The organism is Alistipes sp., assembly GCF_020026455.1.
Taxonomy (GTDB): domain Bacteria; phylum Bacteroidota; class Bacteroidia; order Bacteroidales; family Rikenellaceae; genus Alistipes.
In genome coordinates this window covers 95,726-121,571 of the sequence record NZ_JAHHQJ010000003.1, presented here as the reverse complement: position 1 = coordinate 121,571, position 25,846 = coordinate 95,726, and the positions used below count along the sequence as shown (strand labels likewise).

Below are 25,846 nucleotides of genomic sequence, written 5' to 3'. Positions count from 1 at the left end.
ATGAGTAGCTATATCAAAGGCCTTTTCCGCGGGTTGGGATCCCTCCTGACCGGACTCAAGGTGACCGGACGCGAGTTTTTCACGCCCAAGATCACCGAGCTATATCCCGAAAACCGGGCCGTGCTGAAGATGCACGACCGTTTCTGCGGCTCGCTGACGATGCCGCACGATGCCGAGGGACACAACAAGTGCATCGCCTGCGGGCTGTGCCAGTCGGCCTGCCCCAACGGAACCATCCGCCTCACGACCGAGACGGTGGTCGACCCCGCGACGGGCAAGCCCAAAAAGCGGCTGGCGCGCTACGAGTACGACCTGGGCTCGTGCATGTTCTGCCACCTGTGCGTCAATGCCTGCCCGACCGGTGCAATCCGCTTCTCGACCGATTTTGAACACGCCGTCTACACGCGCGAGAAGCTCGTCAAACAACTCAACAAACAGTAAGTCATGGAAATAACACTCGAATTGGTCGTTTTCACGGTCCTGGCGCTGTTCATCGGCGTCAGTGCGATTCTCGCCGTGACGACCCGGCGCATCCTGCGCGCCGCGACCTACCTGCTGTTCGTGCTTTTCGGCACGGCGGGCATCTACTTCCAGCTCAACTATTCGTTCCTCGGGGCGGTGCAGCTGCTGATCTACGCCGGCGGCATCACGGTGCTCTACGTCTTCTCGATTCTCCTGACGTCGAGTCAGGGCGACAAGGCCGAGGACCTGAAAGGCTACAAACTCTTCGTGGGACTGGGCGCCGCGCTGGCCAGCCTGGGCGTCTGCCTCTGGATAACGCTCCGCCACGACTTCCTGCCCTCGCATTTCGAGCACGGCGAGCTGCACGTGCGGACCATCGGACACGCGCTGACGGGCAGCGGAAAATACGGTTACATCCTGCCCTTCGAGGTGATCAGCCTGCTGCTGCTGGCCTGCATCGTCGGCGGCATCCTCATCGCGCGCAAACGCTAAACAAGTACGACTATGATACACATGGAATATTACCTGATTGTCTCCACGGTGATGATGTTCGTGGGCATCTACGGATTCGTCACGCGCCGCAACCTGCTGGCGATGCTGATTTCGGTCGAGCTGATCCTCAACTCGGTGGACATCAATTTCGTGGTCTTCAACCGCTTCCTCTTCCCCGAGCAGCTCGAAGGATTCTTCTTCGCCCTGTTCGCCATCGGCATCAGCGCCGCGGAGACCGCCGTGGCCATCGCCATCATCATCAACATCTACCGCAACATCCGCAACATCGGAGCCCGGAGTCTGCGGGAAATGAAGTGGTAACGGAGCGAAAAAACGATCTTCTATGGAATATACGATTCTGATTCTGTTGCTTCCGCTGGCGAGTTTCCTCGTGCTGGGACTTGCGGGCATGAAGCTGCGTCCGGCGGTGGCGGGCGCCATGGGTACGGCCGTCTTGGCCGTCGTGGCGCTGTTGAGCTACCGGACGGCTTTCGACTACTTCTCGGCCGGGCGCGATGCCGCGGGCGTCTTCCCGACGCTGATCCCCTGGAACACCGTGTGGCTGCCCATCGGCGGCGCGCTGCACATCGACCTGGGCATCCTGCTCGACCCGATTTCGGTGATGATGCTCGTGGTGATCTCCACAGTGTCGCTGATGGTGCACATCTACTCGCTGGGTTACATGAAGGGCGAGCGGGGCTTCCAGCGCTACTATGCCTTTCTTGCGCTCTTCACGATGAGCATGATCGGGCTGGTCGTGGCGACCAACATCTTCCAGATGTACCTCTTCTGGGAGCTGGTGGGCGTCAGCTCCTACCTGCTGATCGGCTTCTACTATACGAAGAGGGAGGCCGTGGCCGCCTCGAAGAAGGCCTTCATCGTCACGCGCTTCGCCGACCTGGGATTCCTGATCGGCATCCTGATCTACGGCTACTACGCCGGAACCTTCTCCTTCACCCCCGCGACGCAGGCCCTGGCGGCTGCCGGGGCGATGATTCCGCTGGCGCTGGGGCTGATGTTCGTCGGCGGTGCGGGCAAGAGCGCCATGTTTCCGCTGCACATCTGGCTGCCCGACGCCATGGAGGGCCCGACACCCGTGTCGGCGCTGATTCATGCCGCGACGATGGTCGTGGCGGGCGTCTACCTCGTGGCGCGGATGTTCCCGCTCTTCATCGGCCATGCACCCGAAGTACTGCATTGGACGGCTTATGTCGGGGCCTTCACGGCTCTCTATGCCGCCGTCGTGGCCTGTGTGCAGAGCGATATCAAGCGGGTGCTGGCGTTCAGCACCATCTCGCAGATCGGATTCATGATCGTGTCGCTGGGTGTCTCGACCTCGGCCGACCCGCATGCCGGAGGACTGGGTTACATGGCCTCGATGTTCCATCTCTTCACCCATGCCATGTTCAAGGCCCTGCTGTTTCTCGGCGCGGGGTGCATCATCCATGCCGTGCATTCCAACGAAATGTCGGCCATGGGCGGCCTGCGCCGCTACATGCCGCTGACCCATGCGACCTTCCTCGTGGCGTGCCTCGCCATCGCGGGGATCTGGCCCTTGAGCGGGTTCTTTTCGAAGGACGAGATCCTGACGGCCTGCTTCGCCTTCTCGCCCGTCATGGGATGGGTGATGACCGCCATCGCGGGACTTACGGCCTTCTACATGTTCCGGCTCTATTACGGTATTTTCTGGGGTACGGAGAACCGCGAACTGCATGCGGCGCACCGGCCGCACGAAGCGCCGCTGACGATGACCCTGCCGCTCGTGCTGCTTGCGGCGGTGACCTGCGTGGCAGGATTCATCCCCTTCGGGGAGTTCGTGTCGAGCGACGGAGCGCCCTATGTCATCCATATCGACCGGAGCGTGGCCGCCGTGAGCCTCTGCGTGGCTGTGGCAGCCATCGTTTTGGCGACCTGGATGTATGCCCGTGACCGGCAGCCCGTGGCCGACCGTCTGGCTGCGACGTTCAGCGGCCTGCACCGCGCGGCCTATCGCCGGTTCTACATCGACGAGGTCTATCAGTTCGTCACCCACCGGGTGATCTTTGCCTGCATCTCGACGCCCATAGCGTGGTTCGACCGCCATGTGGTTGACGGCTTCATGGACCTCCTCGCCCGGGGCGCCAACACGGCCGCCTGGCTCATCCGCGACATGCAGAGCGGCAGCGTGCAGCGCTACTGCATCTGGTTCCTCGGCGGTGCGCTGGGCCTCACGATTCTGATTTCTCTGATCTGTTAATCCGAACGAGTTATGAATATACTATCTCTGTTTCCCGCCGTTCCGCTCGCGATGATGCTGGGCCTGTGGCTCTCGAAGTCCACGCGGCAGATCCGCACGGTGATGGTCGCGGGCTCATCGCTGCTCGTGGCTCTGGCCGTCGTTCTTGTGGTGCAATACCTCGGGCTGCGTGGCGCGGGCGAGACGGCGCAGATGCTTTTCACCGAAAGCCACGTCTGGTATGCCCCGCTCAACATCCACTACGCCGTGGGCGTCGACGGTATTTCGGTGGCGATGATTCTGCTGTCGGCCATCATCGTCTTCACGGGCACGTTCGCCTCGTGGCAGATGAAGACCGACGTCAAGGCCTACTTCCTCTGGTTCTGCCTGCTGAGCGTGGGGGTGTTCGGATTCTTCATTTCGGTCGACCTCTTCACGATGTTCCTCTTCTACGAGATGGCGCTGATCCCGATGTATCTGCTGATCGGCGTCTGGGGCACCGGGCGCAAGGAGTATGCCGCCATGAAACTGACACTGATGCTCATGGGCGGTTCGGCGCTGCTGCTGATCGGGATTCTGGGCATCTACTTCGGTGCGGGCGCCACGACGATGAACATACAGCAGATCGCCGCGCTGAACAACATCCCCGTGGCGTTGCAGCGCATCTGGTTCCCGCTGGTGTTCGTGGGTTTCGGCGTGCTGGGCGCGCTGTTCCCGTTCCATACGTGGAGCCCCGACGGTCATGCCTCGGCTCCGACCGCCGTGTCGATGCTCCACGCCGGAGTGCTGATGAAGCTGGGCGGATACGGTTGTTTCCGGGTCGCCATGTACCTTCTACCTGCAGCGGCACAGGAACTGAGCTGGATATTTATCTTGCTGACAACGATTTCCGTCGTTTACGGCGCCTTCTCGGCCTGCGTGCAGACCGATCTCAAGTACATCAACGCCTATTCCTCGGTGTCGCACTGCGGACTGGTGCTGTTTGCCGTGCTGATGATGAACACCGCGGCCGGTACGGGCGCCGTGCTCCAGATGTTGAGCCACGGTCTGATGACGGCCCTCTTCTTTGCGCTGATCGGCATGATCTACGGCCGCACCCACACCCGGGACATCCGCCAGCTGGGCGGGCTGATGAAGGTGATGCCGTTCCTCGCGGTCGGGTATGTGATCGCGGGTCTTGCCAACCTCGGGCTGCCGGGTCTGAGCGGCTTCGTGGCCGAAATGACCATCTTCAACGGAGCGTTCATGAACGCTGACACGTTCCACCGCGTGGTGACCCTCATCGCCTGCACGTCGATCGTCATCACGGCGGTCTACATCCTGCGCGTCGTCGGGAAAATCCTCTACGGCACGTGTGACAATCCCGAGCACCTGAAGCTCTCGGACGCCACGTGGGACGAGCGGCTGTCGGTCATCTGTCTGGTCGTCGCCATCGCCGGCATGGGACTGGCGCCCCTGTGGGTGAGCGACATGATCCGCGGCAGCGTCGGGCAGGTTATTATGCACATCATGAATTAAGCGAACTATGGATTACACCTCGATATTTACGCTGATGCGGGCCGAAGTGACCCTCACGGCGATCCTCGTCTTCGTGTTCCTCTACGACCTGATGGCCGGGGAGCGCGCACGCCGCCGTTTCTCGGCCGTGGCCTGCGGCCTGATGGTCGTGCAGGTGGTTGTGAACCTTGTGCCGACCGCCGGGGGAGAACTCTTCGGCGGGATGTTCTGCCACACGCCGATGGACGGCATTGTCAAAAGCATGCTCGGCATCGGGGCGCTGGTCGTCTTCCTGCAGTCCGACACGTGGTTGCGCCGCGAGGACACGCGCCACAAGCAGGGCGAATTCTACATCCTGACCCTCTCGACCCTGCTGGGCATGTATTTCATGATCGGTGCGGGCAACTTCCTGCTGTTCTTCATCGGTCTGGAGCTGGCTTCGGTGCCGATGGCCTGTCTGGTGGCCTTCGACAAATACAAGCGCTATTCGGCCGAGGCGGGGGCCAAATACATCCTCTGCGCGCTGTTTTCGAGCGGGCTGATGCTTTACGGCATCTCGTTCCTCTACGGGACGACCGGGACGCTCTATTTCGGGGACATGGCCGCCCGCATCGACGGCTCGCCGCTGCAGGTGATGGCCCTGGTCTTCTTCTTCTCGGGACTCGGATTCAAGATTTCGCTCGTGCCTTTCCACCTCTGGACGGCGGATGCCTATCAGGGGGCGCCGACGAACGTGACGGCCTATCTTTCGGTGGTCTCGAAGGGTGCTGCGGCATTCGTGCTGCTGACGCTGCTGGTGAAGGTCTTCGCTCCGATGACGGAGCAGTGGCAGACGCTGCTCTGGATCGTGGCGGTGTCGAGCATCACCGTCGCAAACCTCTTCGCCATGAGGCAGAAGGATCTCAAGCGGTTCATGGCCTTCTCATCCATCTCGCAGGCCGGATACATCCTGCTGGCCGTCGTCGGCGGCAGCGCCATCGGCATGACCTCGCTGGTCTTCTATGTGCTGGTCTACATGGCCGCCAACCTCGCGGTGTTCGGCGTGCTCTCCACGGTCGAGCAGCACAGCGGCGGCAGGGTCGCACTGGAGGACTACAACGGTTTTTCCCGCACCAATCCCCGCCTGGCCTTGCTGATGACCCTGGCGCTCTTCTCGCTGGCCGGAATCCCGCCCTTCGCCGGGTTCTTCTCGAAATTCTTCGTCTTTGCGGCGGCCTTCAAGGGCGGATTCCACCTGCTGGTCTTCATCGCCCTCGTCAACACGGTCGTGTCGCTCTATTACTACCTGCTGCTCGTCAAGGCGATGTACATCACGCCCGGCGATGCGCCGATCGGGACCTTTCGCAGCGACCGTTACACGCGCATCAGCCTTGCGCTCTGTATGGCGGGCGTCCTGCTGCTGGGCCTCGTCAGTGTGGTTTACGACGGCATCAACGCCTTTGCCTTCGGGCTCTGAGCGGGGCGGATATGCAAATGCGAGGCGCGGGAGACCGTGCCTCGCATTTTTTGTGCGGGTGTGTACGGGAGAGTTGCAGCCCTTCGGTCGGAGTGCGCGGTTGGTGGTCGTGACGACGCAGTGGAAGGGTTTGGCGGTCGTGACGATGCTGCGGAAGGGTTTGGCGGTCGTCGGGCTGAAGGTGCCGCCGGCAGGCGGGAGTGTCGCCGGGGTGGCGGCACTCCCGCGCTCCTGCGCTGCCGGGCGGCGGCTACAAATTCTTCAGTGTATAGTCGATCATCTTTTGCCGGACGTGTGCCGTTGCGTCGGGCATCATCGAGTGGTTCTGATCGGGGTAGATCATCATGTCGTACTGTTTGCCGGCACGGTTGAGCGCCCGGGTCATCTCGACGGTGTTCTGGAAATGGACGTTGTCGTCGGCCGTGCCGTGGATGATCAGCAACCGCGTGTGACGGTCGTCGAGCATCCGCGCGAAATTGATCGGCGAATTGTCGTCGTAGCCCGCGGCGTTGTACTGCGGAAGGTTGTTGTAGATCTCGGTGTAGATCGAGTCGTAGTAGCGCCACGAGGTGACGGGAGCCACGGCGATGGCCATTTTGAACAGCCCGAGACCCTTCATCGCACAGCTCAGGGCCATGAATCCGCCGTAGGACCAGCCGTAGATGCCGATGCGCGCGGAGTCGACCCAGGGCTGTGCCGCCATGTGGCGGGCGGTCGAGAGCTGGTCCTCGACCTCCAGTGCCCCCAGGCGCCCGTAGGTGAGTTTCTTGAACTTCTCGCCCCGGAATCCCGTGCCGCGGCCGTCGGCGCAGACCACGATGTAGCCTTTGTCGACGAGGGCGTCCTCCCAGTCCAGCGACCAGCGGTCGTGAACGGACTGCGAGCCGGGACCCGAATACTGGGTCAGCAGCACTGGGTAGCGTTGCGCCGGGTCGAAGTCGCGGGGCTTGATCATGTAGGCGTTGAGCGTGTCGCCGCGCTCGGTCGTGAAGGTGAAGAACTCCTTCACGGGGCGGCCTGTGGCGGCCAGCTCGTCGCGCAGGCGGCGGTTGTCGGCCAGCGTGCGGACGGGGTTGCCCGCGGCGTCGCAGATCTGCGTGACGTTGGGTGTCGAGACGTTGGAAAAGGTGGTGATGAAGTATTTCATTCCGGCACTCGGGGCTGCGTTGTAGTAGCCCTCGCCCGTGGTGAGGCGCTGTTTCTCCTTGCCGTCGAGGCGTACGCTGTACAGATTGCGGCGCAGCGGCGAGGTCTCGGTGGAGAGGAACCACACACGTTTGCCGTCGGTGCCCACGACCCGCGTCACCTCCCAGTTGCCGCGGGTGACCTGGCCGAGGATGCCCCGGCGCAGGCTGTAGAGGTAGAGGTGCATGAAGCCCGTGTGGCTCTCCTGCCGCACGAGGAAGCGGTCGCGGTCGACGAACGTCACGGTCCCGTCGTCGACGCGCTCGACATATTGCTGCGCACGCTCCTCGTAGACCGTGCGCTGTGCCCCGTGGGGCTCGCAGACGATCATTCCGAAGGTGTTCTGGCGGCGGTTGAGGCGGAAGTACCACAGTTTCCCGTCGGGTGTCCAGCCGATGCGGGGGATGTACTGGTCGGTCTCCTCGCCCGTGTCGATGCGCTCCCTGGCGCCGGTCTCAAGGTCGGCGATCCAGAGCTGGACCACGGAGTTGCGCTCCCCGGCCTTGGGGTATTTGAACGAATAGGCGCTGTTGTAGAGTTTGCCGTCGAAACGCATCATCTCCATCAGCGGCACTTCGCTCTCGTCGAAACGCAGGTAGGCGATGCGGCGGCTGTCGGGCGAGAAGGCATAGGCACGCGTGACGCCGAACTCCTCCTCGTAGACCCAGTCGGTCGTGCCGTTGATCACCTCGTTCCACGCTCCGTCGTCGGTGATGCGGCGTGTGGTCTGGGTGGTGATGTCGTAGACGTAGAGGTCGTTGCGGTCCGAGTAGGCGATCTTCTCCCCGTCGGGCGAGAAGGAGGCGTCGCGCGGCTTTTCGGCGTCGCGCAGGACGGGGCGCAGGGTGTTGTCGCGCACGAGTGAATAGCTGGTGGTGTAGGAGTGGCGGTAGATCGGATTGCGCCCCGAGGCAATGAGGATCGACCGCTCGTCGGGCGAGAAGGTATAGTCGGTGATGACGAGCTTCGGCGCCGACTTGGGGAGCATGCTCTCGCCGGGAGCGGCGGTGGCATAGCTGTAACGGACGATATCGTTCGACTCGAGGGTGGTGTAGTGTTCGCCGTCGGCCATCGAGCGGATGCCGTGTACCGATTCGTTCAGTCGCTGCAGCCGGGTGATTTCGGCGTATTCGTTCTGGGCGCGGACGCTGCCCGTCAGGAGTGCCGCTGCGGCGAGCAGCGGGAAAAGGATGGTTTTCAAGATTAAATGACGTGTTGAAAGGTTGTGTTCGATGTATGTGGGGGCTGTAGCCTTCCTTCAGGCGGAGGAAATCGGCGAGGGGGCGGATTTGCGGCCTGGTGCCGAAGCGACGGTCCTGTGTCGCAACGGCGCGGTCGGGCTCCGCGGCATCGGTTGGAACCCGGCCCCCCCCCTCCGTCGGGCCCGTTAAATATCCTCTATGTCGAAGTCGTAGCCCAGGCGTTTGCCCGTCACGAACTTCGAGTTGTCCATCTTGGTGTTGAACTGGTCCACCGTCACGCGTTTGTTCTCCTCGTAGGGCGGCATCAGCAGGTCGAAGTTCAGCGCGAAGCCGATAGCCGATTCGAGGATTGCGACCAGTGCCTCCTGGTCGATCTCCGACTTGCCGAAATCCATCGCCCGCATCGAGTTCTGCTGCTTGCCTTCGGCGAAGTAGCGGTGTTCGCGGTTGATGAAAATGCGGCCGATCAGGTAGCCTTCGTCGGCGTTGCGGTTGAATTTGAACGAGTCGGACAGGAAGTTGTAGATGTTGATGAGCCCGCAGTAGGAGTTGTCGCGGTCGGCCTGCACGTAGGGGTTTTGCCAGATGAGGTGGTCGGAATCGAACTCGAAGACGTCGCTGTGCATCTGGAAGATCAGGATGTCGTTGGCCACCTGCAGCTGAGCCTCGAACTTGCCGCGGTCGCGGTATTCGAGCCTCACGCGGCGGTCGAGTTTGCCGTCCAGTTCGTCGTCCATCTCCGAAGCCATCTCCAGAAGCGTCTCCTTCAGGGAGTTGAACGCTCCGAAGGTGTTGTCGAAAACCCGTTGTTTGAGGGTCGACTTGCGGATGATGGTGTCGAGAATCTGTGCTCTCAGCGGGGTTGTTTCCATGGTATATATAGGTTTTATTTTATGCGTATTTCGCGTCCTGCGGCCAGCTCCTCGCCCTTGCGGAGCTTGTTGAGCTTCTCGATCGACCGCGTCCGGATGGCGTAGGACTGACCCACGGAGTAGGCCGTTTCGCCCTGGCGGCAGATGTGGTTCCGGGTGTTGCCCTCCCAGCGCTTGCGCTTGCGCTCGATGTAGATCACCTCGCCCGGTACCGGCTGGGCCTTCTTGTCCTTCAGGTCGTTGAACTTGCGCAGGTTGCGCGGCGAGAGGCGGAATTTCCGCCCGATGTTCTCGAACGTGTCGTTCTCCTTGGCCAGCACGTAGTGCACGCCGTTGGTGGCGTAGACGTTGTAACCCTGGTGGGCGTTGATCGTCACGCGGTAGTTGTCCGGGTCGACGGCTCCCTCGGTCCGGGCCAGTTCCTCCACGCTGCTCTGCGACGAGAACCACTCCTCGGGATTGCGTTTCAGACCGTAGCGCGTGGCGTAGAGCCGTGCGCCGTCGGGCCGGTCGAGCAGGAAGAGCTGGTTCTCCTCGATGATGCGGATGAGCCGCTGCGCATAGTCGGGAGCCGTGGCGTAGCCCGCGGCCTTCAGACCCCGAGCCCAGCTCTTGTAGTCGTCGGAGGAGTAGGCGAAGAGCGAGTCGTAGCGGGGCTGCGAGTCGAGGAACTCGGCGTGGTCCCGGTACGACGCCTCGACCGAGGGGTAGGAGCGGAAGCATTCGCCCTTGGCGTCGTCGTCGTGGTAGACCTTCTCGCCCGTCCAGTTGCGTTTGCACTTGATGCCGAAATGGTTGTTCGACTTCATCGACAGCAGGCTGTTGCCGCAGTCGGATTCGAGGATGCCCTGCGCCATGGTGATGCTCGCGGGGATGCCGTAGCGCTCCATGTGGGCGATGGCGATGGACATGTAGCGGCTGATGTACTCTTCGCGCGTCTGGCGCACCTGGGCCCCGAGCTGCACGGTGGTGCAGAGGAGGATTCCGGAAAGGAGTATTGCTTTTTTGAAAAAAGTCATTATCTTTGTTTAATCGTTACCGACAAAGATATGATTTTCCGGTGAAAAATCCAATAATACAATAAAACCGCAAGCTATGTTTACTGAAAACGCGAACCGTATTTTCAACCGGTCCATCGAGGAGTACCACCGCTGGGACGATGTGGACCATCCCATCGACAATCCCTATGCTCCGGGTACGATCGACCATCTGCTCTACCACAAGAACTGGATTGATACGGTGCAGTGGCACCTGGAGGATATTATCCGCGACCCGGCCATCGACCCTGCGGAGGCACTTCTCATCAAGCGCCGCATCGACAAGTCGAACCAGGACCGTACGGACATGGTGGAGTATGTGGATTCGTACCTGATGGACAAATACAGGGACATAACGCCCGCCGAAGGCGCCCGGCTCAACACCGAGACCCCGGCCTGGGCCATCGACCGACTGTCGATCCTTGCACTGAAGATCTACCACATGGCTCGCGAGGTGGAACGGACGGATGTGGACGAGGCGCACCGCGCGGCCTGCCGGAAGAAACTGGATGTGCTGCTCGCACAGCAGGTCGATCTTTCGCAGGCCATCGAAGAGCTGATCGAGGACATCGAGGCGGGCCGCAAGTACATGAAGACCTACAAACAGATGAAGATGTACAACGACCCGGCACTGAATCCGGTGCTCTATGGGCAGAAAAAATAGCGTGGGGACCGCAAGCGGTCTCTCGACCGGAGACGGCGGGGGCGCAACGTCTGAGAGCGGGGTGTCCGGGAGCGGGATGCTTCGGGGCGGGGCGGCGGCTCCGCGTCACCTGCTGGTGGCGCGCACCTCGGCGATGGGCGATGTGGCGATGCTGCCGCATGCGTTGCGGGCGCTGACGGCCGCTTATCCCGATCTGCGGGTCACGGTGGCGACGCAGGCCATGTTCCGGCCCTTCTTTGCGGGGCTGGAGGTCGGGTTTCTCGACGTCGACACCCGGGGCGAACACCGGACCCTTGCGGGGATGTGGCGGTTGGCCGCCGAAGCCCGCAGGCTGGGGGTGGACGCCGTGGCCGACGTGCACGACGTGCTGCGCTCGAAGGCGTTTCGTCTCGCGATGCGTCTGCACGGCATTCCGGTGGCGCATATCGAAAAGGGACATGCCGAGAAACGGGCGTTCATCCGCTGCGGAGGCCGCGGAGCGGAGCCGTTGCGGCATACGGTGCTGCGCTATTGCGATGTCTTTCGGAGACTGGGGCTTGTGCTGGACGACCCCGCACCTGCCGTGCGCCGGGAGCGTCCCAATCCCTTCGGGGAGAAACACGGCATGTGGGTGGGCTTTGCCCCCTTCTCCGCACACCGGGGCAAGACCTATCCCGAGGAGCAGAGCCGCGAACTCGTGCGGCTACTTTCGGCGCATTACGGGCGGGTCTTCATCCACGGGGGCGGAGGTGCCGAACAGGCCTTCGCTGAGGAGATGGAACGCACGTATCCCAACGTCACGGCCTTGTACGGCAAGGTTCGTTTTGCCGGGGAGATGGACCTCATCGCCCATCTGGACTGCGTGGTGACGATGGATTCGCTGGTGATGCACCTGGCCTCGCTCGTCGCGACGCCCGTGGTGTCGGTGTGGGGCGCGACGCATCCCGGACTGGGTTTTCTGGGCTACGGGGTTTCGCCCGCGGGAGTTCTGCAGGCCGACATGGCGTGCCGTCCTTGCTCGGTCTTCGGCAACAAGCCCTGCCGCTACGGCGACTACCGCTGTCTGAAAGCCATAACGCCCGAAATGACGGCCCGGCGGGTGGACGAAATCACCGGCCGTTTGCCGGAGTGTTCCGAAAACGGATAGGACGGCGGGATGCATAATCCGATTGGGAGGTGACCTCACGGATTGATATCGGACGGGAATCGGGGCTGCACGCAGACCTCCGGTTCCCGTTCGGAGTTTTATTTCTTTTTATGCGCCGCTCCTGTGAAGGGGTGGCGTGTTTCATTTCCGTGAAATTGTATTTTGCGGTTACGTAGAGGGTGCCTCCCATTCGTACTTATTATAACCGACCTGATGATCTTATGGAGAAACTTCTTTTTCATCGGCTGATTTTTGCCTTGTTTGCAGTCTCGGGCTGCTCTTCGGGCAAGGACTACAACGGAAATCGCGATGGCGGATTCCGTGCAATTCCTGCTTTGCGAAACAGGGACGAAGGGCTGAATCTCACGTGCGGCTCCTGCTGCGATGCGACCTCCGGCATCTTGGCGCCGGATTATCCGACACCGACGACCGATGGCGATGCTTCGGCGGCGATCCGGGTTGCGCTGGAACTTTGCCCGACATGCTGTAGGGTTACGGACATGAACAAATACTGACGGACATGCAGAATTGTTTACGGGATTCGGATCTTGTCGCGATGATGCGCAGCGGTGACAGAGAGGCTTTCGGAGTGCTTTTCGACCGCTACTACGATCTGCTGCATACCTTTGCCAGGCATATCGTCAAGGACTCTTCCGTGGCGGAGGACATCATTCAGAACGTATTTGTCAAAATGTGGATGTGCAAGGAACAGGTCAATCCCGAATTATCGGTGCGCAATTACCTGTTGGTTGCCACACGCAACGAGCTCTTCGACTACATGCGCTTGCGGCACAACATGCTGCGCAGCGACATCAACGATGCGATGCTTAATGTCGCAGACGGCGATACGGACATTTACGACTATGTAGACGTGCGCGAACGGGTCGGCTTCATCGACTCGGTGATGCGGTCGATGCCCGACAAACGGCGTGAGATATTTGCCATGCGCTACGATCGCAATATGACCAATGCCGAGATTGCCCGGGCGCTGAACCTCTCGATTCGCACGGTCGAAAAACACGTTGATCTGGCAATCAAGCAGATACGAAAGACGATCTCCGTCGGGATCCTCTTTTTTGTGCTATTCTCCTGAAACCAAGACAAAACCTATGGATGTCAAGAAAAATATGTCGCGAGAGCAGTTGCTTGCCTACATGCGGGACAACTGTACGGAAGTCGAGGCGCAGCAGGTGCGCATGTGGCTGCGGGAGCGACTCAAGGACCCGGGACTGGACCAACTGTTCAGCGACCTGCTGGACGCTCTCGAGACCGAATACGATCCCGAGAGCAAGGAGCGTGTGCGGCGTAAACTGGATTCGATCCTCGCGGCATGCCCCGCCCCGAAAACCCCGCTCCGCGGCGATAGGTTTCGGCGGTGGCGATGGCCCCTTCGCATCATCGAATGTGCCGCCGTCATTGCCGCCGTCACTCTGGCGCTCCATTACAGGCGGCAGGCCAATACCCCGCGCGAGTGGGTGGAGGTCTATGCCGGCATGGGAGAGCGCCGCGAGATCGTCTTGCCCGACAGCACGCGCGTGTGGCTCAATGCCGATACCAAGCTCATCTATCCCAAGCGGTTCAACCGCTCGATGAGGCAGGTCTACCTGTCGGGCGAGATGTTCGCTGAGGTTCGCCGCGACGAGGACCGTCCGTTCATCGTTTCCGCCGATCGGTTGGAGGTGGAGGTGCTCGGTACGCAGTTCAACCTCAAATCCTATCAGGAGGATGCCAAGGCGGAGGTGAGTCTGGTGTGCGGTAAGGTGTCGGTAGGCATTAAGGCGTCGAAGATGAACGGAAAACTCACCCTCGAGCCCGGAGATATCCTCCGCCTTAATAAAAGCAACAATCACATTGATTTTCTCAATTTCGATCCCGATTCCTATGCAAGCTGGATCGACAACGGCAATTTCTTCTTCGTGGAACAGACCCTGGGCGACATCGTTGCCGACCTGTGCCGACACTTTGCCGTCGAGATCGTCATCACCGACAAGTCGCTGTGCGACGAGACCTACTACGCCTCGTTTGTCAACGGGGAGTCGCTCGGCGAAATTCTCGATGCTCTCAACCAGGACCGCCTGTTCTCGGTGCGCAAGGAAGCCGAGATCTATTACATATCGCCTTGCTATCCCTAAAATAAACATATCATGCAGTACACGAAACGAACGGAATCTGTAACGACTTATTTCTCAAAATTTCAAATCTTAACGTAATGAATAAACTTTTACCTTCCGTCAAAAGTTTGATCACGCTTGCCGGACTTCTGTGTCTCCTGTTTCAGGCCTCCGCGGCCGTGGCCCAGAAGGTGAGCCTGTCGGTACGCAATGCGACTGTCAAGGCAGCGATTGAACGCCTGCAAAAGGATTACGGCTACTCGTTCGTCATCAAGACGAAGGATGCCGATGTGAACAAGAGGATCACCCTTGATGTCAGAAACGAGGAGATCGGCACGGTTGTCGGAAAGATGTTCGCCGGGCAAAACGTCGTGAGCAATGTCGAGGGCAAGATGATTGCCATCATGTCCGCCCCTGCAAGGCGGGAATCTGCCATCCGCACTTCGGCCAATGCGGTTGTGAAGGGCATTGTGAAAGACACTGCCGGAAATCCGATTACCGGTGCCACGGTGATTGTCGACGGCACGACGATCGGCACCACCACGGACCTCGACGGCTCATTTTCCGTCCGGATCGGGGTGCGTACGGATGTCCGCCTGATTGTCTCCTATCTCGGTCTGAAGACCCGGGAGGTTGTCGTAGATGACCCGGCCCGGATTTATGAAGTCCGGCTCGAAAGCGACAATATGGCCCTCGACGAGGTGGTTGTGGTCGGTTACGGTACGCAGCGCCGCAGTTTGGTGACCAATGCTATCAGTCAGTTCAAACCCACCGAGGAGAATATGCGCAGCGTGATGTCGCCCTCGGAACTCCTTCAGGGTCGTATTGCCGGCGTGTCGATCTCGACCAGCTCGGGTAACCTCGGCTCGGCCGAGAAGATGAGCATCCGCGGATCGTCGTCGCTCAGCGCCAGCAACGAGCCGCTCTACGTGATCGACGGCATTCCGCTGTCGAACAATTCGGCATCGCTCTATTCGTTCGGTGAGAACATGAGTTCGCTGGCGACGCTCAACCTTACGGACATCGAGTCGATCGAAGTGCTGAAGGATGCTGCTTCGGCCGCGATCTACGGTTCACGCGCCACAAACGGTGTCGTGCTGATCACCACCAAGCAGGGACGTGAGGGAAAGTCGGAGGTCAAGGTCAACTACGGCTTCAGCATCACACAGTTCCCCAATGCCGGACGTCGCGAATACGTCGGTTCGAAGCAGTATATTGAGGTTTTCAACGAGGGTATAGACAACTACAACCGTCAGAACGGATTCACGATCCACAGCTCGGGATATGTCAAGCATATACGGAATCCTTACGGGGACATGCCCGACACCGACTGGCTCGATCTGATCACCCGGCTCGGGCAGTCGCACTATTTTGACATGTCGTTTTCGGGCGGCAATGCCAAGACCAAATATTACCTTTCGGGCAGCTACAACTACCAGGAGGGTGTCATCAAGACGAACGACGTCTCGAAGATCAACCTCAAGTCGAACATCAACCACGAAATGTTCAAATGGCTGAAGGTGGGTGCCAACATCAGCGGCAACTACCTGCATAATAACCGTATCCCGGGAGCCGATCTCGGCTCGACGATCATCGGGCGCGCCGTGCAGCAGCGCCCTTTCGACCGTCCGTATAAGCCCAACGGCGGCTATTATACGGGTGGAACCGACGAGCTGTTGCTGCACAATGCCGTGCAGATTCTCTCGGAGGAGACGTCCTATACGGACAACTACCGTTTCATCGGGTCGTTCTGGGCCGAGGCGCAGATCGTCAAGGGCTTGACGATCAGAGCGTCATACAATAATGACTCGGCCTATACCTACGACTATATTTATTACAACCAGAACCACCCCTATGCCGCCGACAACGGCCGTATTCTGGATCGGAATCGCTTCGTGATGACCAACACGATCGACCTGTATGCCAACTACAACCGCAAGATCGGCGAAGATTTCGAACTCGGGGCCATGATGGGGCACTCGTTCCTCAAGACCAAGAGCCGCACGTCGTATATCGATGCGCAGAACTATCCCTCGCCGGCGTTCGACGTGGCGAGCGTGGCCGCTAACATCGTCGGTGCCAGTGCCGGGCTGTCGGAATATGCCATTGAATCCTATTTCGCCCGCTTGAGCCTCGCCTACAAGGATCGTTACATGGTCAATGCCACGATCCGTACCGACGGTTCGTCGCGCTTCGCACCCGACTGCCGCTGGGGTTGGTTCCCCTCGGTGTCGGTAGGTTGGAATGTTTCGAACGAGGCATTCTGGAATGCCGAAAAGACCGATCTGAAGATCCGGGCCAGCTACGGCCGCACGGGTAATCAGGACGGTATCAGTAATTACGGTTGGCAGGCTCTGATCAGCGGCGGCACCAATTACGGAGGCCAAAGCGGTATCGCCATTTCGTCGAGTGGCAACAATCGTCTGACGTGGGAGACCGCCGATCAGTACAATGCCGGATTCGATCTGAGCTTCCTGGGCGGCAAGATCAACATGATTGCCGACGTTTACCTGAAGAACACGAATAACCTGCTCTATTCGAAACCCGTGCATGCTACAACGGGCGAAACCTCGATCCTGAGCAACATCGGTTCGATGCGCAACAAGGGCATCGAGTTCACGATCAATACCCACCTCAATCTGGGCAAGGTGCTGTGGAGTTCATCGCTCAATATCGCCCGTAACGTCAATAAACTGACGTCGCTGCTCGAAGACGATCTGCTGTCGATCGGTGCCAATCGTGTGCTGAAACTCGGCCGGACGGTGGGTTCGTGGTACCTCTTCCGTACGGATGGGATCTATCAGTACGACGGTGAGGTTCCGCAGGCACTCTACGATAAGGGCGTGCGTGCCGGTGATATCAAGTACTGGGACCGCAACGGCGACGGGGATATTACGGACGACGATCGAGTCGTTACGGGTAATCCTAACCCCAGGTTCTCGGGCGGCTGGAACAATACCTTCAAATACAAAGGGCTGGAATTGAGTCTCTTCTTTACGTATAGCTATGGTAACGACGTGTATGCGTCGTGGATGATCCACGGATCCAAGCCAGGTTACAACCGCGCGCTGCTGAAGGCCTATGCCGACAACCGCTGGACGGGGCCCGGCACGTCGAACAAATACCCGCGCGCGATCTACTCGTATAGCGGCTGGAACGGCAAGAACTCGACGATGTATCTGACCGACGGCTCGTTTATCCGCCTGCGCTCGGTGACTCTGGGATACACCTTCCCGCAGCGGCTGGTTTCGAAAATCCACCTCAAGGGACTTCGCGTCTATGCCCAGGGCGACAACATCTTCCTCTGCTCGCGCTATCCCGGCTGGGATCCCGAGACAAGCGTCGATCTCGATCCGCGCTTCTATGGCGAGGATGACGACGGTGTCCCTCAACCTCGTATCTTCAAGTTAGGCGTAAACATTACTTTCTAAATCTGACAATCATGAAATCGTTGCATAAAATTATCTTGTTTGCCCTGCTGCCCCTGGCAGGTGCTTGCAGCGGCATGCTCGACATCGAGCCGCATTCGGCGGTATCTCCGACGGTGGTCGGCTCCGACGACATCGAGGCGCTGCGTATCGGAATGTACCATGAGGTCCAGGAGGGACCGACCTACTACTCCTACATTGCGTTCGACCTCTTCGGAGGCGAGTTGATGACCAGCACGGGCCGTCCGATCACCCTGATCAACTCGCTTTCCAATGCATTGCATACGTTTGTCAGCAGTCAGTGGAACGGCTACTACGAGGCGCTTCTGCAGGTGAACAACGTCATGTCGATCGCCGAAGGTCTGGCCGACAGCCCCATTCGGAACCGGGTATTGGGCGAGTGTCACTATTTCCGGGCGCATATTTACCTCTGTCTGGTGACCCGTTTCGGCGATGTGCCCGTCTTGCGGCAGAACACTCAGGCCAAGGTATCGCGCGATCCGGCGTCGATGGCCTGGGCCCTGGTTGAGGAGGATCTAGACGCGGCTTCGGGCTTTCTGAACGGGTTGAGCGCCGATAGTTTCTACTACGTGTCGCCTGCCGCCGTGACGGCCCTGAAAGCCCGCGTAAAACTTTATCTGGGCAAGAAGGACGAGGCTCGGGTGCTGGCTGAGAGTCTGATTGCTAATCCGAACTATGCGCTTGACGACTTCGACAAGATTTTCCGCTCGAAGGCCAACAAGGAGGTGATCTTTGCCTTCTCGTGTCTGACCGAGGACGGTTCGTCGATCCGTATTTCCAATCAGTTTTACTCCTACAACCACCCCAACAAGGGCAGTTACAACTACCGTCCTGCGAGCGATGTGATGACGATGTATGCTGACAACGACCTGCGCAAGGAGGTGTCGATCACCACGCTCGATAACCTGAATTTCATCAATAAATATCCCAGCGGGCAGACGGGGTCAGACCCTGTGGTGATTTCGCGACTGGCCGAAATGTACCTGATCAGTGCCGAGGCACAGGGGCTCAACGGCGGTCTGGATCGGCTCAACGAACTGCGGGAAAAACGGGGCCTCGACAAACTGGAGAATCCGGCAACCGAAGCCGATTTCCTCGATGCGGTGCTTCGGGAACGCCGTCTGGAGTTCCTCGCCGAGGGCTTCCGCTGGTACGATCTCGTGCGGACCGGAAAGGCTACGCAGACGCTCGGTACGAAGGACTATCAGTGTCTGATGCCGCTTCCGAGCCGGGAGTTGCTTTACAATCCGAACCTCAGGCCGAATAATCCGGGTTATTAGCAGAAATTGTCCAATATGCATAAAACGATAAAACGATGAAAACATACAGATATATGATCGGAATGCTGTTGTGCGTGTGGCTGTTTGCGGCGTGTGACAATTCGGATGCGTTTGACGAATACACCAAGTTTGATCCGACTGCCCGGACGGACTGGGGACAGAGTATCGTCGACGGATCGAACGGCTATGTGGCTCATGTGAAGAGCGACAGGGTCTACAGGTTGGCCGACGGTGTGGATGTGTTGGAGATGGCGTTTCTGGCCGACGACGGACTGGCCATGCAGTTATTCCTGTTCAAGATTGCCTTGAGCGATAAAATCACCCTGCGCACGACGCTCGCCAACGACGAGAACGAACTGGGCACAGGGCAGACGATTATGAAGCAGCTCGAAGCGATGCAGAAGAAAGGGAAGAGGGTTTTGGGCGGAACGAATGCCGACTTCTTCAATACGACGACCTACATCCCCTATGGCGTATGCTACCGCGACGGCGTGGCGGTGAAGACCTCGTTTAACCGCACGGACTGCAATGTCTTCGTGATCTCGAAGGACAACACGGCCTACTGCTTCACGGAGGAGGAGTATGCCCTCGAAAAGGACATCGTCCGCGAAGCGGTCTGCGGGCGCAGTACGCTGCTGCTGAAGAACGGCGAGCAGTTGGATCAGAGCAGCAACACGATGCCGGTGGCGAATATGGAACCGCGTACCGCAATCGGCGTGTCGCAGGACGGCAAGGAGGTCTACCTGATGGTGGTCGACGGTCGTAATTTCTACTACTCGAACGGAGCCGATCTGCAGGATCTGATGAACCTGATGTCAGCCTGCGGAGCCTGCGACGCGCTCAACCTCGACGGCGGAGGCTCGTCGACCTTTATCGCCCGCAACGGCGCGGAGGGCGAACTCAGCCTGCTGAACTGGCCGACCGACCAGGGTGGGGTCATGCGCAAGGTGGCAACCGGACTGGCGATTGTCGAACAATAAAAGACGGAACCGATGAAAAAGATATTTCAATACCTGCTCCTGGCGGTCGCATGCGCGGCGTTCGGAGCCTGTCAGGATTTTAGTGACGATACGGCCTTTACGCCCAAGGTGCCCGAATTGTCGTTCGTGGAGAAGAACATTGCGGCAGAGAAGTCCTCCAAAGACTACGAACTCTCGATCAGATCGAACCTTCCGTGGCGCATCGAATGCGACAGGGACTGGGTCTCGTTCGAACCGTCGTACGGACAGGGTGATGCCACGATTACGGTGAGTGTGGCTGCAAACCGTACGCTCGACGAACGCACGGCGACGATCTCGGCTTACATCATCAAGGGCGAGAACGTCTCGCTGCCCGTGACGCAGGCTGCTGCGAGCGCTTCGGACCTCGCGACGCACTATTATGTCAAGACCGACGGCTCGGACGAAAAGGACGGTCTGACGTGGGAGACGGCGACCTCGCTTGCCAGTGCGATCGACCGGGCGATGAACGGAGATGTGATCCATGTGGCTGCAGGCTCTTACGTGCCTTCGGTGCCGCTGACGGGCATGAAGACTGCGCTGGACAATACGTTCGAAATTCACAGCAATTTCTCGATGATTGGCGGCTATCCGGCCGACGCGACCGAGGGTGCTGTGGCTGATCCCGTGGCCAATGAGACGATTCTGGACGGCGACCATGCCGTATGCCACGTGGTTGCGGTGACGGCGGCCAAGATGGGCGGCATGAAGGCTTTGCTCGACGGATTTACGATCAGGAACGGTTCGTCGCAGTTCGGATCGGTGGGCAGCACGACGATCAACGGGGTGAAGTTCTACCAGAGTTACGGTGCGGGCATTTTTATCGGCAATGCGGCGGTGGATATCCTCAACTGTAAGATTGTCGAGAATACGGACATCCGCTTGGGTGCCATCCGTGTCGACGCCGGTGCCGAGGCTCTGTTCGATAACTGTGTAGTTGCCGACAATGCGACCAGGACGACGGCAGCATACAACGGCGGCTGTCTGTGGGCCGATGGAGCCAAACTGCTGCGGATCAACAACTGTACGTTCGACAACAACAAGACCTCGGGTGTCGGTATCTGCATGTATATCTTCGGTGACACGGGCGGCAAGACCAATGTGTTGGTCAGCAACACCACGATCTCGAACAACAGCGTCAATCCCGAACATGCCACCAAGAACGGCGGCGGGATTTACGTCCGTGAAAACGGCAACCTGGTGATCGTCAATTCGACGGTCTGCGGCAATCATTCCGGGAAGGGTGGCGGCATTGCGGTGTATGGCACGGCGGCCAAGCCGAGCAAGGCCGTGATCGTCAGCTGTACGATTGCCGGTAACACGACAGTGACGGCCGGATATGGCGCGGGATTGCAGCAGGCTGCAGCTGGAGGGTCTATCGAACTCTACAATACGCTGATTTCGGGCAATACGACAGACGGCGCTGCCGACGATGTTGCCTGGCTTAAGGATGGCAGTCACAAGGTTGCCAACTCCATTATTGGAGGCACGGTCTACAATGCCGGGGGTGTGGCTGTTGCGGGTGCGGTGTTCGATCCTGCCTCGATGCTCGGCCCGCTGGGCAACAACGGCGGAGTGACGAAGACCTGCGTGCTGCTCGGCGATGCGAATCCGGCACGCCAGTACGGCATGTCCGCTTCGGAGCTGAAGATTCTGGGAGCGACGCTCGATCCGGCTTTCGGTGAGGCGGTCAGCACCATCGACCAGACCGGCGCTTCGCGTACGGGCAAGACGGTGATCGGTGCCGTTGTGAAATAGTTCTGTTTACACGGGGCCTGCCTGTTTTGGTGCGCTTCTTTTTATTCGTTGCAACGCGGGGCCGTCCCGTATGACGGCGCGCTATTGCATCGGCCTGACTTCTTATGATCGTTACAGTTATGAAACTTTACAGAATCGGACTGATGTTGCTTGCAGTCCTATGCGCTGTTCCGGTGTTTGCCGGGCGGCCGCCGCGGTTGAAGGTGGGGACCTCATCCGGAATTTTCGGTCCGGTGACGAACTGGACTTACGAAACCTTTGCCGAGGCGAAGAGAGCGGGGATCGAGGCCATCGAGGTCAGCGCGTCGACGCTGTTTCTGAACCGGGAGATGGCCGACGAAACACAGATTGAGGCGCGTTGCCGCCAACTGAGGCGCGATCTCAAACGCGCCGGGATCGAAATCTGGTCGGTACATATGCCTTTCGGCCGTGAGATCGATCTTTCACAGACGGACGAGGCTGTGCGGCAGCGAAGTGTCGAACTGCACCGTCGTCTGCTGCGCTTCTGCAAGATTCTTTCTCCCCGGATCGTGCTGTTTCATCCGAGTTGGTATCTCGGGCACGGGGAGCGCGATGAGCGGATCGTGCAGCTGGTGCGCTCGGTCGGGGAACTGCTTCCCGATGTGAAGAAGATCGGAGCCCGTGTGGTGATCGAGAACATGCTGGGCTACGAACTGGTCAAGGACCGGAATTACGAACGGCCGCTGGGGCGTACGGTCGAAGAGGTCCTGCATATCATGTCACTGATGCCCCGGGAGGTCGACGTCGCGGTCGATACCAACCACATCGACAACCCCGAACTGCTGATCCGGGCGCTTGGGCGCCGGGTGAGGACGATTCACGTCTGTGACGGTGATGGCCGCAGTGAGTGTCACGAAATGCCGGGGCAGGGCCAGGGCGATAACGACTGGGTGGCAATTCTGAAGGCCCTGTATGAGGATGCGCACTACCGGGGTGTCTTCATGTACGAAGTGAAGAAGGCGGAATTTCCTCAACTGAAGGCTTGTTATGACCGGATGTACGAACAGTATGTGCTGTCGAAGCGGTCGTTGTAGCAGGGGTGGTTGAGTAGGCCTTCCTGCGTTGTGCGCCGGGAAGGCGATGTCGCGGTTGGATGTGTGTTCTGGGGAGGGACGTATGTAATCGGGTTGCGGAGGATCTGTGTTGTAACGCCGGGAGGCGCGAGGTGTTGCAGAACTTCCGTCTGCGGTTTGCCATGATTCGGACAAACGGGGCGGCAACCGCAAATTTGCTCTCCAGATTGGCCTTGGAGCCTCTGTTCTCGGGGAGGACGGCGGGTCTCTCCGGCAACAGCAGCGCCTCCGGAAATCCGGAGGCGCTGCCATGTCGGGATGAAAAACCGGTTCCCGTTCGCTTTGGGGCTGTGGCTGTGGCTGTGGCCGCGGCTGTGGGCTTGCAAGGGGCGGCTTCGGGCGGCTTCGGGCGGCTTCGGGCGGCTTCGGGCGGCTTCGGGCGGCTTCGGGCATCTTCGGGTGGCTTCGGACGGCTTCGGGTGGCTTCGGGTGGCTCCGGATGGCTCCGGGCATCTTTGGGCGGCGCACTGACGGTGCATGGACGGTGCGCGGACGCAGGCGCTCTTCGTCGGGGCGGTGAGTCCCTCCGGGAAGGTTCCGGGGCGTGTCGGTGCAGGTTGTCGGCGCAGGTTGTCGGCTGCGGAGACCGTCCGGCAATCGGGGCTCGGTCCGGTCTCCGGAGTCGGCGTTGCCTGCTTAGCAGGGGTTGTTTGCTCGCGATTTCACATATTCGTCGATGGCCTTGGCTGCGGTGCGTCCCGCGCCCATGGCCAGGATGACCGTTGCGGCGCCCGTCACGGCGTCGCCTCCCGCGAAGACGCCCGGGCGGGTCGTGGTTCCGCGTTCGTCGGCCGTGATGCAGCCGCGGCGGTTGGTTTCAAGACCTGCGGTTGTGGCGGCCAGCAGCGGATTGGGCGAGGTGCCCAGCGCCATGATCACCACGTCGCAGGCGATTTCGAAATCGGATCCCTCCTTCACCACCGGCGAGCGGCGGCCGCTTTCATCGGGTTCGCCCAGCTCCATCTCCACGCACCGCAGGCCCGTCACCCAGCCCTTGTCGTCGCCGAGGACTTCGGTGGGGTTGGTCAACATGCGGAAGCGGATGCCCTCCTCCTTGGCGTGGTGGACCTCCTCGGCTCGTGCCGGAAGCTCTTTTTCCGAACGGCGGTAGACGATCGTGGCCTCCGCGCCCAGCCGCCGGGCCGTGCGCACGGCGTCCATCGCCACATTGCCGCCGCCCACGACGACGACGCGCTGCCCGACGTAGATCGGGGTGTCATACGCCTTGTCGTAGGCATGCATCAGATTGGCCCGCGTCAGGAACTCGTTGGCCGAGACCACGCCGTTGAGGTTCTCGCCCAGGATGCCCATGAAACGGGGCAGTCCGGCGCCCGAACCGATGAAGACGGCATCGAAGCCCTCGTCGTCCAGCAGCGAGTCGATGGTCACGGTGCGGCCCACGATCACGTCGGTTTCGATCTCGACGCCCAGCCGTTCGACCTGGGCGATTTCGCGCGCCACGATCCGCTCCTTCGGGAGACGGAATTCGGGGATGCCGTAAACCAGCACGCCGCCCACCTTGTGCAGTGCCTCGAAAATCTTCACTTCGTAGCCCATGCGGGCCAGATCGCTGGCGCAGGCCAGTCCGGCCGGGCCGCTGCCGACGACGGCGACCTTGTGCCCGTTGTGTCCGGCGGCGGGCGCAGCCGGGGTGCCGTGTTCGAGGTTCCAGTCGCCGACGAAGCGTTCGAGCTTGCCCACGGCGACCGGTTCGCTCTTGATGCCCAGGATGCACGAGCCTTCGCACTGGCTCTCCTGGGGGCAGACGCGGCCGCAGATCGACGGCAGCGAACTGTCTTCGGAGATGATGTCGGCGGCCTCCTGCAGCCGGCCTTCGTGCAGGGCGGCGATGAAGTCGGGGATGCGGATGCCTACGGGGCAGGCTGCTACGCAGCGGGGTTTCTTGCAGCGCAGACAGCGCGAAGCTTCGAGGGTGGCCTCTTCGAGGTTGTAACCGTAGCAGACTTCCTCGAAGTTGGTTGCACGGATCGCCGGGTCCTGTTCGCGCACCGGCACGCGGGGTATCTTGTTTGCCATAGTCCTATTTGTCCAATCCGATCTTACATACGTGTCCGGCCTCGCGCTCGGCCTTGATGGCTGCGGCGCGCTGCTCCTGGGTGCGGTACATGCCCTGACGGCGCATCGCCTCGTCGAAATCGACTTCGTGGGCGTCGAATTCGGGGCCGTCGACGCACGTGAAGCGCGTCCGTCCGCCGACCGTCACGCGGCAGGCTCCGCACATGCCCGTGCCGTCGACCATCAGCGCATTGAGCGATACGGTGGTTTTCAGGTCGTAGCGCTTCGTGGTGAGGGCGACGAACTTCATCATGATCATCGGGCCGATGGCCACGCATTCGTCGTAGTGTTTGCCCTCTTTTTCGATCAGCTCCCCGATCAGCTCCGTCACGAGCCCCTTGAAGCCCTCCGAGCCGTCGTCGGTGGCGATGTAGAGATTCTCGGCCACGGCGCGCATGGCGTCGGTGTAGATCAGCATGTCGCGCGTCTTGGCGCCGATGATGACATCGGCTTTCACGCCGCATTCCCACAGGCGTTTGACCTGCGGGTAGACCGGGGCCGTGCCCACGCCGCCCGCCACGAAGAGGTAGCGGCGTTTGCGCAGTTCCTCGGCGGGGATGTTGACAAATTCCGAAGGGTGGCCCAGCGGACCTGCAAAGTCGGCCAGGGCGTCGCCCTCGTTCAGTGCGCAGATTTTGCGCGTCGAGGCTCCGATGGCCTGCGTGACGATGGTCACGCTGCCGTCGGCGGTGTCGAAATCGGAGATCGTGAGCGGAATGCGCTCGCCGTGCTCGTCGACACGCACGATGACAAATTGTCCGGGCTGTGCCGAGCGGGCCACGCGCGGTGCGAGGATCTTCATCTGCCAGATGCCCTCGGCAAGGAGTCTTTTTTCAAGAATGGGGTACATTATATCCGTAGTATGTTTGTGT

At 60.1% G+C, this 25,846-nt stretch carries 21 protein-coding genes; 16 read left to right on the top strand and 5 right to left on the bottom strand.

All coding sequences use genetic code 11. The features are described from left to right. Genes QZ460_RS02680 through QZ460_RS02655 form a run of 6 tightly spaced genes read left to right on the top strand, consistent with a single transcriptional unit; the run spans position 1 to position 6,122 of the window. Positions 1–441, top strand: coding sequence for a 4Fe-4S binding protein (locus QZ460_RS02680; protein WP_290540047.1), 441 nt, complete (start codon positions 1–3; stop codon positions 439–441). Between the two features lie 3 nt (positions 442–444). Then, a complete protein-coding gene (locus tag QZ460_RS02675) occupies positions 445–954 on the top strand; it encodes an NADH-quinone oxidoreductase subunit J (RefSeq protein WP_290540046.1) in 510 nt (169 codons plus the stop codon). Positions 955–966: 12 nt separating this feature from the next. Then, positions 967–1,275, top strand: a complete 309-nt coding sequence (gene nuoK, locus QZ460_RS02670; protein ID WP_022061764.1) for an NADH-quinone oxidoreductase subunit NuoK — start codon at positions 967–969, stop codon at positions 1,273–1,275. Between the two features lie 22 nt (positions 1,276–1,297). Beyond that, a complete protein-coding gene (gene nuoL, locus QZ460_RS02665; protein WP_290540045.1) occupies positions 1,298–3,190 on the top strand; it encodes an NADH-quinone oxidoreductase subunit L in 1,893 nt (630 codons plus the stop codon). Between the two features lie 12 nt (positions 3,191–3,202). Next, positions 3,203–4,687: a NuoM family protein gene (locus QZ460_RS02660; RefSeq protein WP_290540044.1), complete on the top strand. Its 1,485-nt coding sequence runs from the start codon at positions 3,203–3,205 to the stop codon at positions 4,685–4,687. A gap of 7 nt (positions 4,688–4,694) precedes the next feature. After that, complete coding sequence (locus QZ460_RS02655; RefSeq protein WP_290540043.1) at positions 4,695–6,122, top strand: NADH-quinone oxidoreductase subunit N; 1,428 nt, start codon at positions 4,695–4,697, stop codon at positions 6,120–6,122. A 250-nt stretch (positions 6,123–6,372) separates the two neighbouring features. On the opposite strand, the gene QZ460_RS02650 is transcribed toward QZ460_RS02655, so the two are convergent. From QZ460_RS02650 to QZ460_RS02640, 3 genes are all read right to left on the bottom strand, one after another. Further along, positions 6,373–8,508 carry a S9 family peptidase gene (locus tag QZ460_RS02650; RefSeq protein ID WP_290540042.1) on the bottom strand — a complete coding sequence of 712 codons (2,136 nt, stop codon included), beginning with the start codon at positions 8,506–8,508 and terminating at the stop codon, positions 6,373–6,375. Positions 8,509–8,694: 186 nt separating this feature from the next. Further along, positions 8,695–9,381, bottom strand: a complete 687-nt coding sequence (locus QZ460_RS02645; protein ID WP_290540041.1) for a hypothetical protein — start codon at positions 9,379–9,381, stop codon at positions 8,695–8,697. A gap of 14 nt (positions 9,382–9,395) precedes the next feature. Beyond that, positions 9,396–10,400: a glucosaminidase domain-containing protein gene (locus QZ460_RS02640; RefSeq protein ID WP_290540040.1), complete on the bottom strand. Its 1,005-nt coding sequence runs from the start codon at positions 10,398–10,400 to the stop codon at positions 9,396–9,398. A 76-nt stretch (positions 10,401–10,476) separates the two neighbouring features. Between QZ460_RS02640 and QZ460_RS02635 the strand changes: the two genes are divergently transcribed. The 10 genes from QZ460_RS02635 to QZ460_RS02590 all read left to right on the top strand — a co-directional run bounded on the left by QZ460_RS02635 (position 10,477) and on the right by QZ460_RS02590 (position 22,859). Beyond that, entirely contained in the window at positions 10,477–11,082 is a 606-nt protein-coding gene (locus tag QZ460_RS02635) for a DUF4254 domain-containing protein (RefSeq protein WP_290540039.1), read from the top strand. After that, complete coding sequence (locus QZ460_RS02630) at positions 11,066–12,208, top strand: glycosyltransferase family 9 protein (RefSeq protein WP_290540038.1); 1,143 nt, start codon at positions 11,066–11,068, stop codon at positions 12,206–12,208. The genes QZ460_RS02635 and QZ460_RS02630 overlap by 17 nt, the downstream gene beginning before the upstream one ends. A 221-nt stretch (positions 12,209–12,429) precedes the next feature. Next, a complete protein-coding gene (locus tag QZ460_RS02625) occupies positions 12,430–12,723 on the top strand; it encodes a hypothetical protein (RefSeq protein ID WP_290540037.1) in 294 nt (97 codons plus the stop codon). A gap of 5 nt (positions 12,724–12,728) precedes the next feature. Then, the gene (locus QZ460_RS02620) at positions 12,729–13,301 is read left to right on the top strand and encodes an RNA polymerase sigma-70 factor (protein ID WP_290540036.1); all 573 of its coding nucleotides are present in this window, start codon (positions 12,729–12,731) and stop codon (positions 13,299–13,301) included. Between the two features lie 16 nt (positions 13,302–13,317). Beyond that, positions 13,318–14,340: a FecR family protein gene (locus QZ460_RS02615; RefSeq protein WP_290540035.1), complete on the top strand. Its 1,023-nt coding sequence runs from the start codon at positions 13,318–13,320 to the stop codon at positions 14,338–14,340. Between the two features lie 77 nt (positions 14,341–14,417). Next, on the top strand, positions 14,418–17,750 hold the full coding sequence (locus QZ460_RS02610) for a TonB-dependent receptor (protein WP_290540034.1): 3,333 nt from the start codon (positions 14,418–14,420) through the stop codon (positions 17,748–17,750). Positions 17,751–17,761: 11 nt separating this feature from the next. After that, complete coding sequence (locus QZ460_RS02605; protein ID WP_290540033.1) at positions 17,762–19,048, top strand: RagB/SusD family nutrient uptake outer membrane protein; 1,287 nt, start codon at positions 17,762–17,764, stop codon at positions 19,046–19,048. 35 nt (positions 19,049–19,083) lie between these two features. Then, on the top strand, positions 19,084–20,028 hold the full coding sequence (locus QZ460_RS02600) for a phosphodiester glycosidase family protein (protein WP_290540032.1): 945 nt from the start codon (positions 19,084–19,086) through the stop codon (positions 20,026–20,028). Between the two features lie 12 nt (positions 20,029–20,040). Then, the gene (locus tag QZ460_RS02595) at positions 20,041–21,804 is read left to right on the top strand and encodes a BACON domain-containing carbohydrate-binding protein (protein WP_290540031.1); all 1,764 of its coding nucleotides are present in this window, start codon (positions 20,041–20,043) and stop codon (positions 21,802–21,804) included. 119 nt (positions 21,805–21,923) lie between these two features. Then, entirely contained in the window at positions 21,924–22,859 is a 936-nt protein-coding gene (locus QZ460_RS02590) for a sugar phosphate isomerase/epimerase (RefSeq protein WP_290540030.1), read from the top strand. A gap of 675 nt (positions 22,860–23,534) precedes the next feature. Here QZ460_RS02590 and gltA read toward each other — a convergent pair. Both gltA and QZ460_RS02580 read right to left on the bottom strand, forming a co-directional pair. After that, on the bottom strand, positions 23,535–24,935 hold the full coding sequence (gltA, locus tag QZ460_RS02585; protein WP_290540028.1) for an NADPH-dependent glutamate synthase: 1,401 nt from the start codon (positions 24,933–24,935) through the stop codon (positions 23,535–23,537). A 4-nt stretch (positions 24,936–24,939) separates the two neighbouring features. Continuing rightward, positions 24,940–25,824 carry a sulfide/dihydroorotate dehydrogenase-like FAD/NAD-binding protein gene (locus tag QZ460_RS02580; RefSeq protein WP_290540026.1) on the bottom strand — a complete coding sequence of 295 codons (885 nt, stop codon included), beginning with the start codon at positions 25,822–25,824 and terminating at the stop codon, positions 24,940–24,942. Between the last annotated feature and the right edge of the window lie 22 nt (positions 25,825–25,846).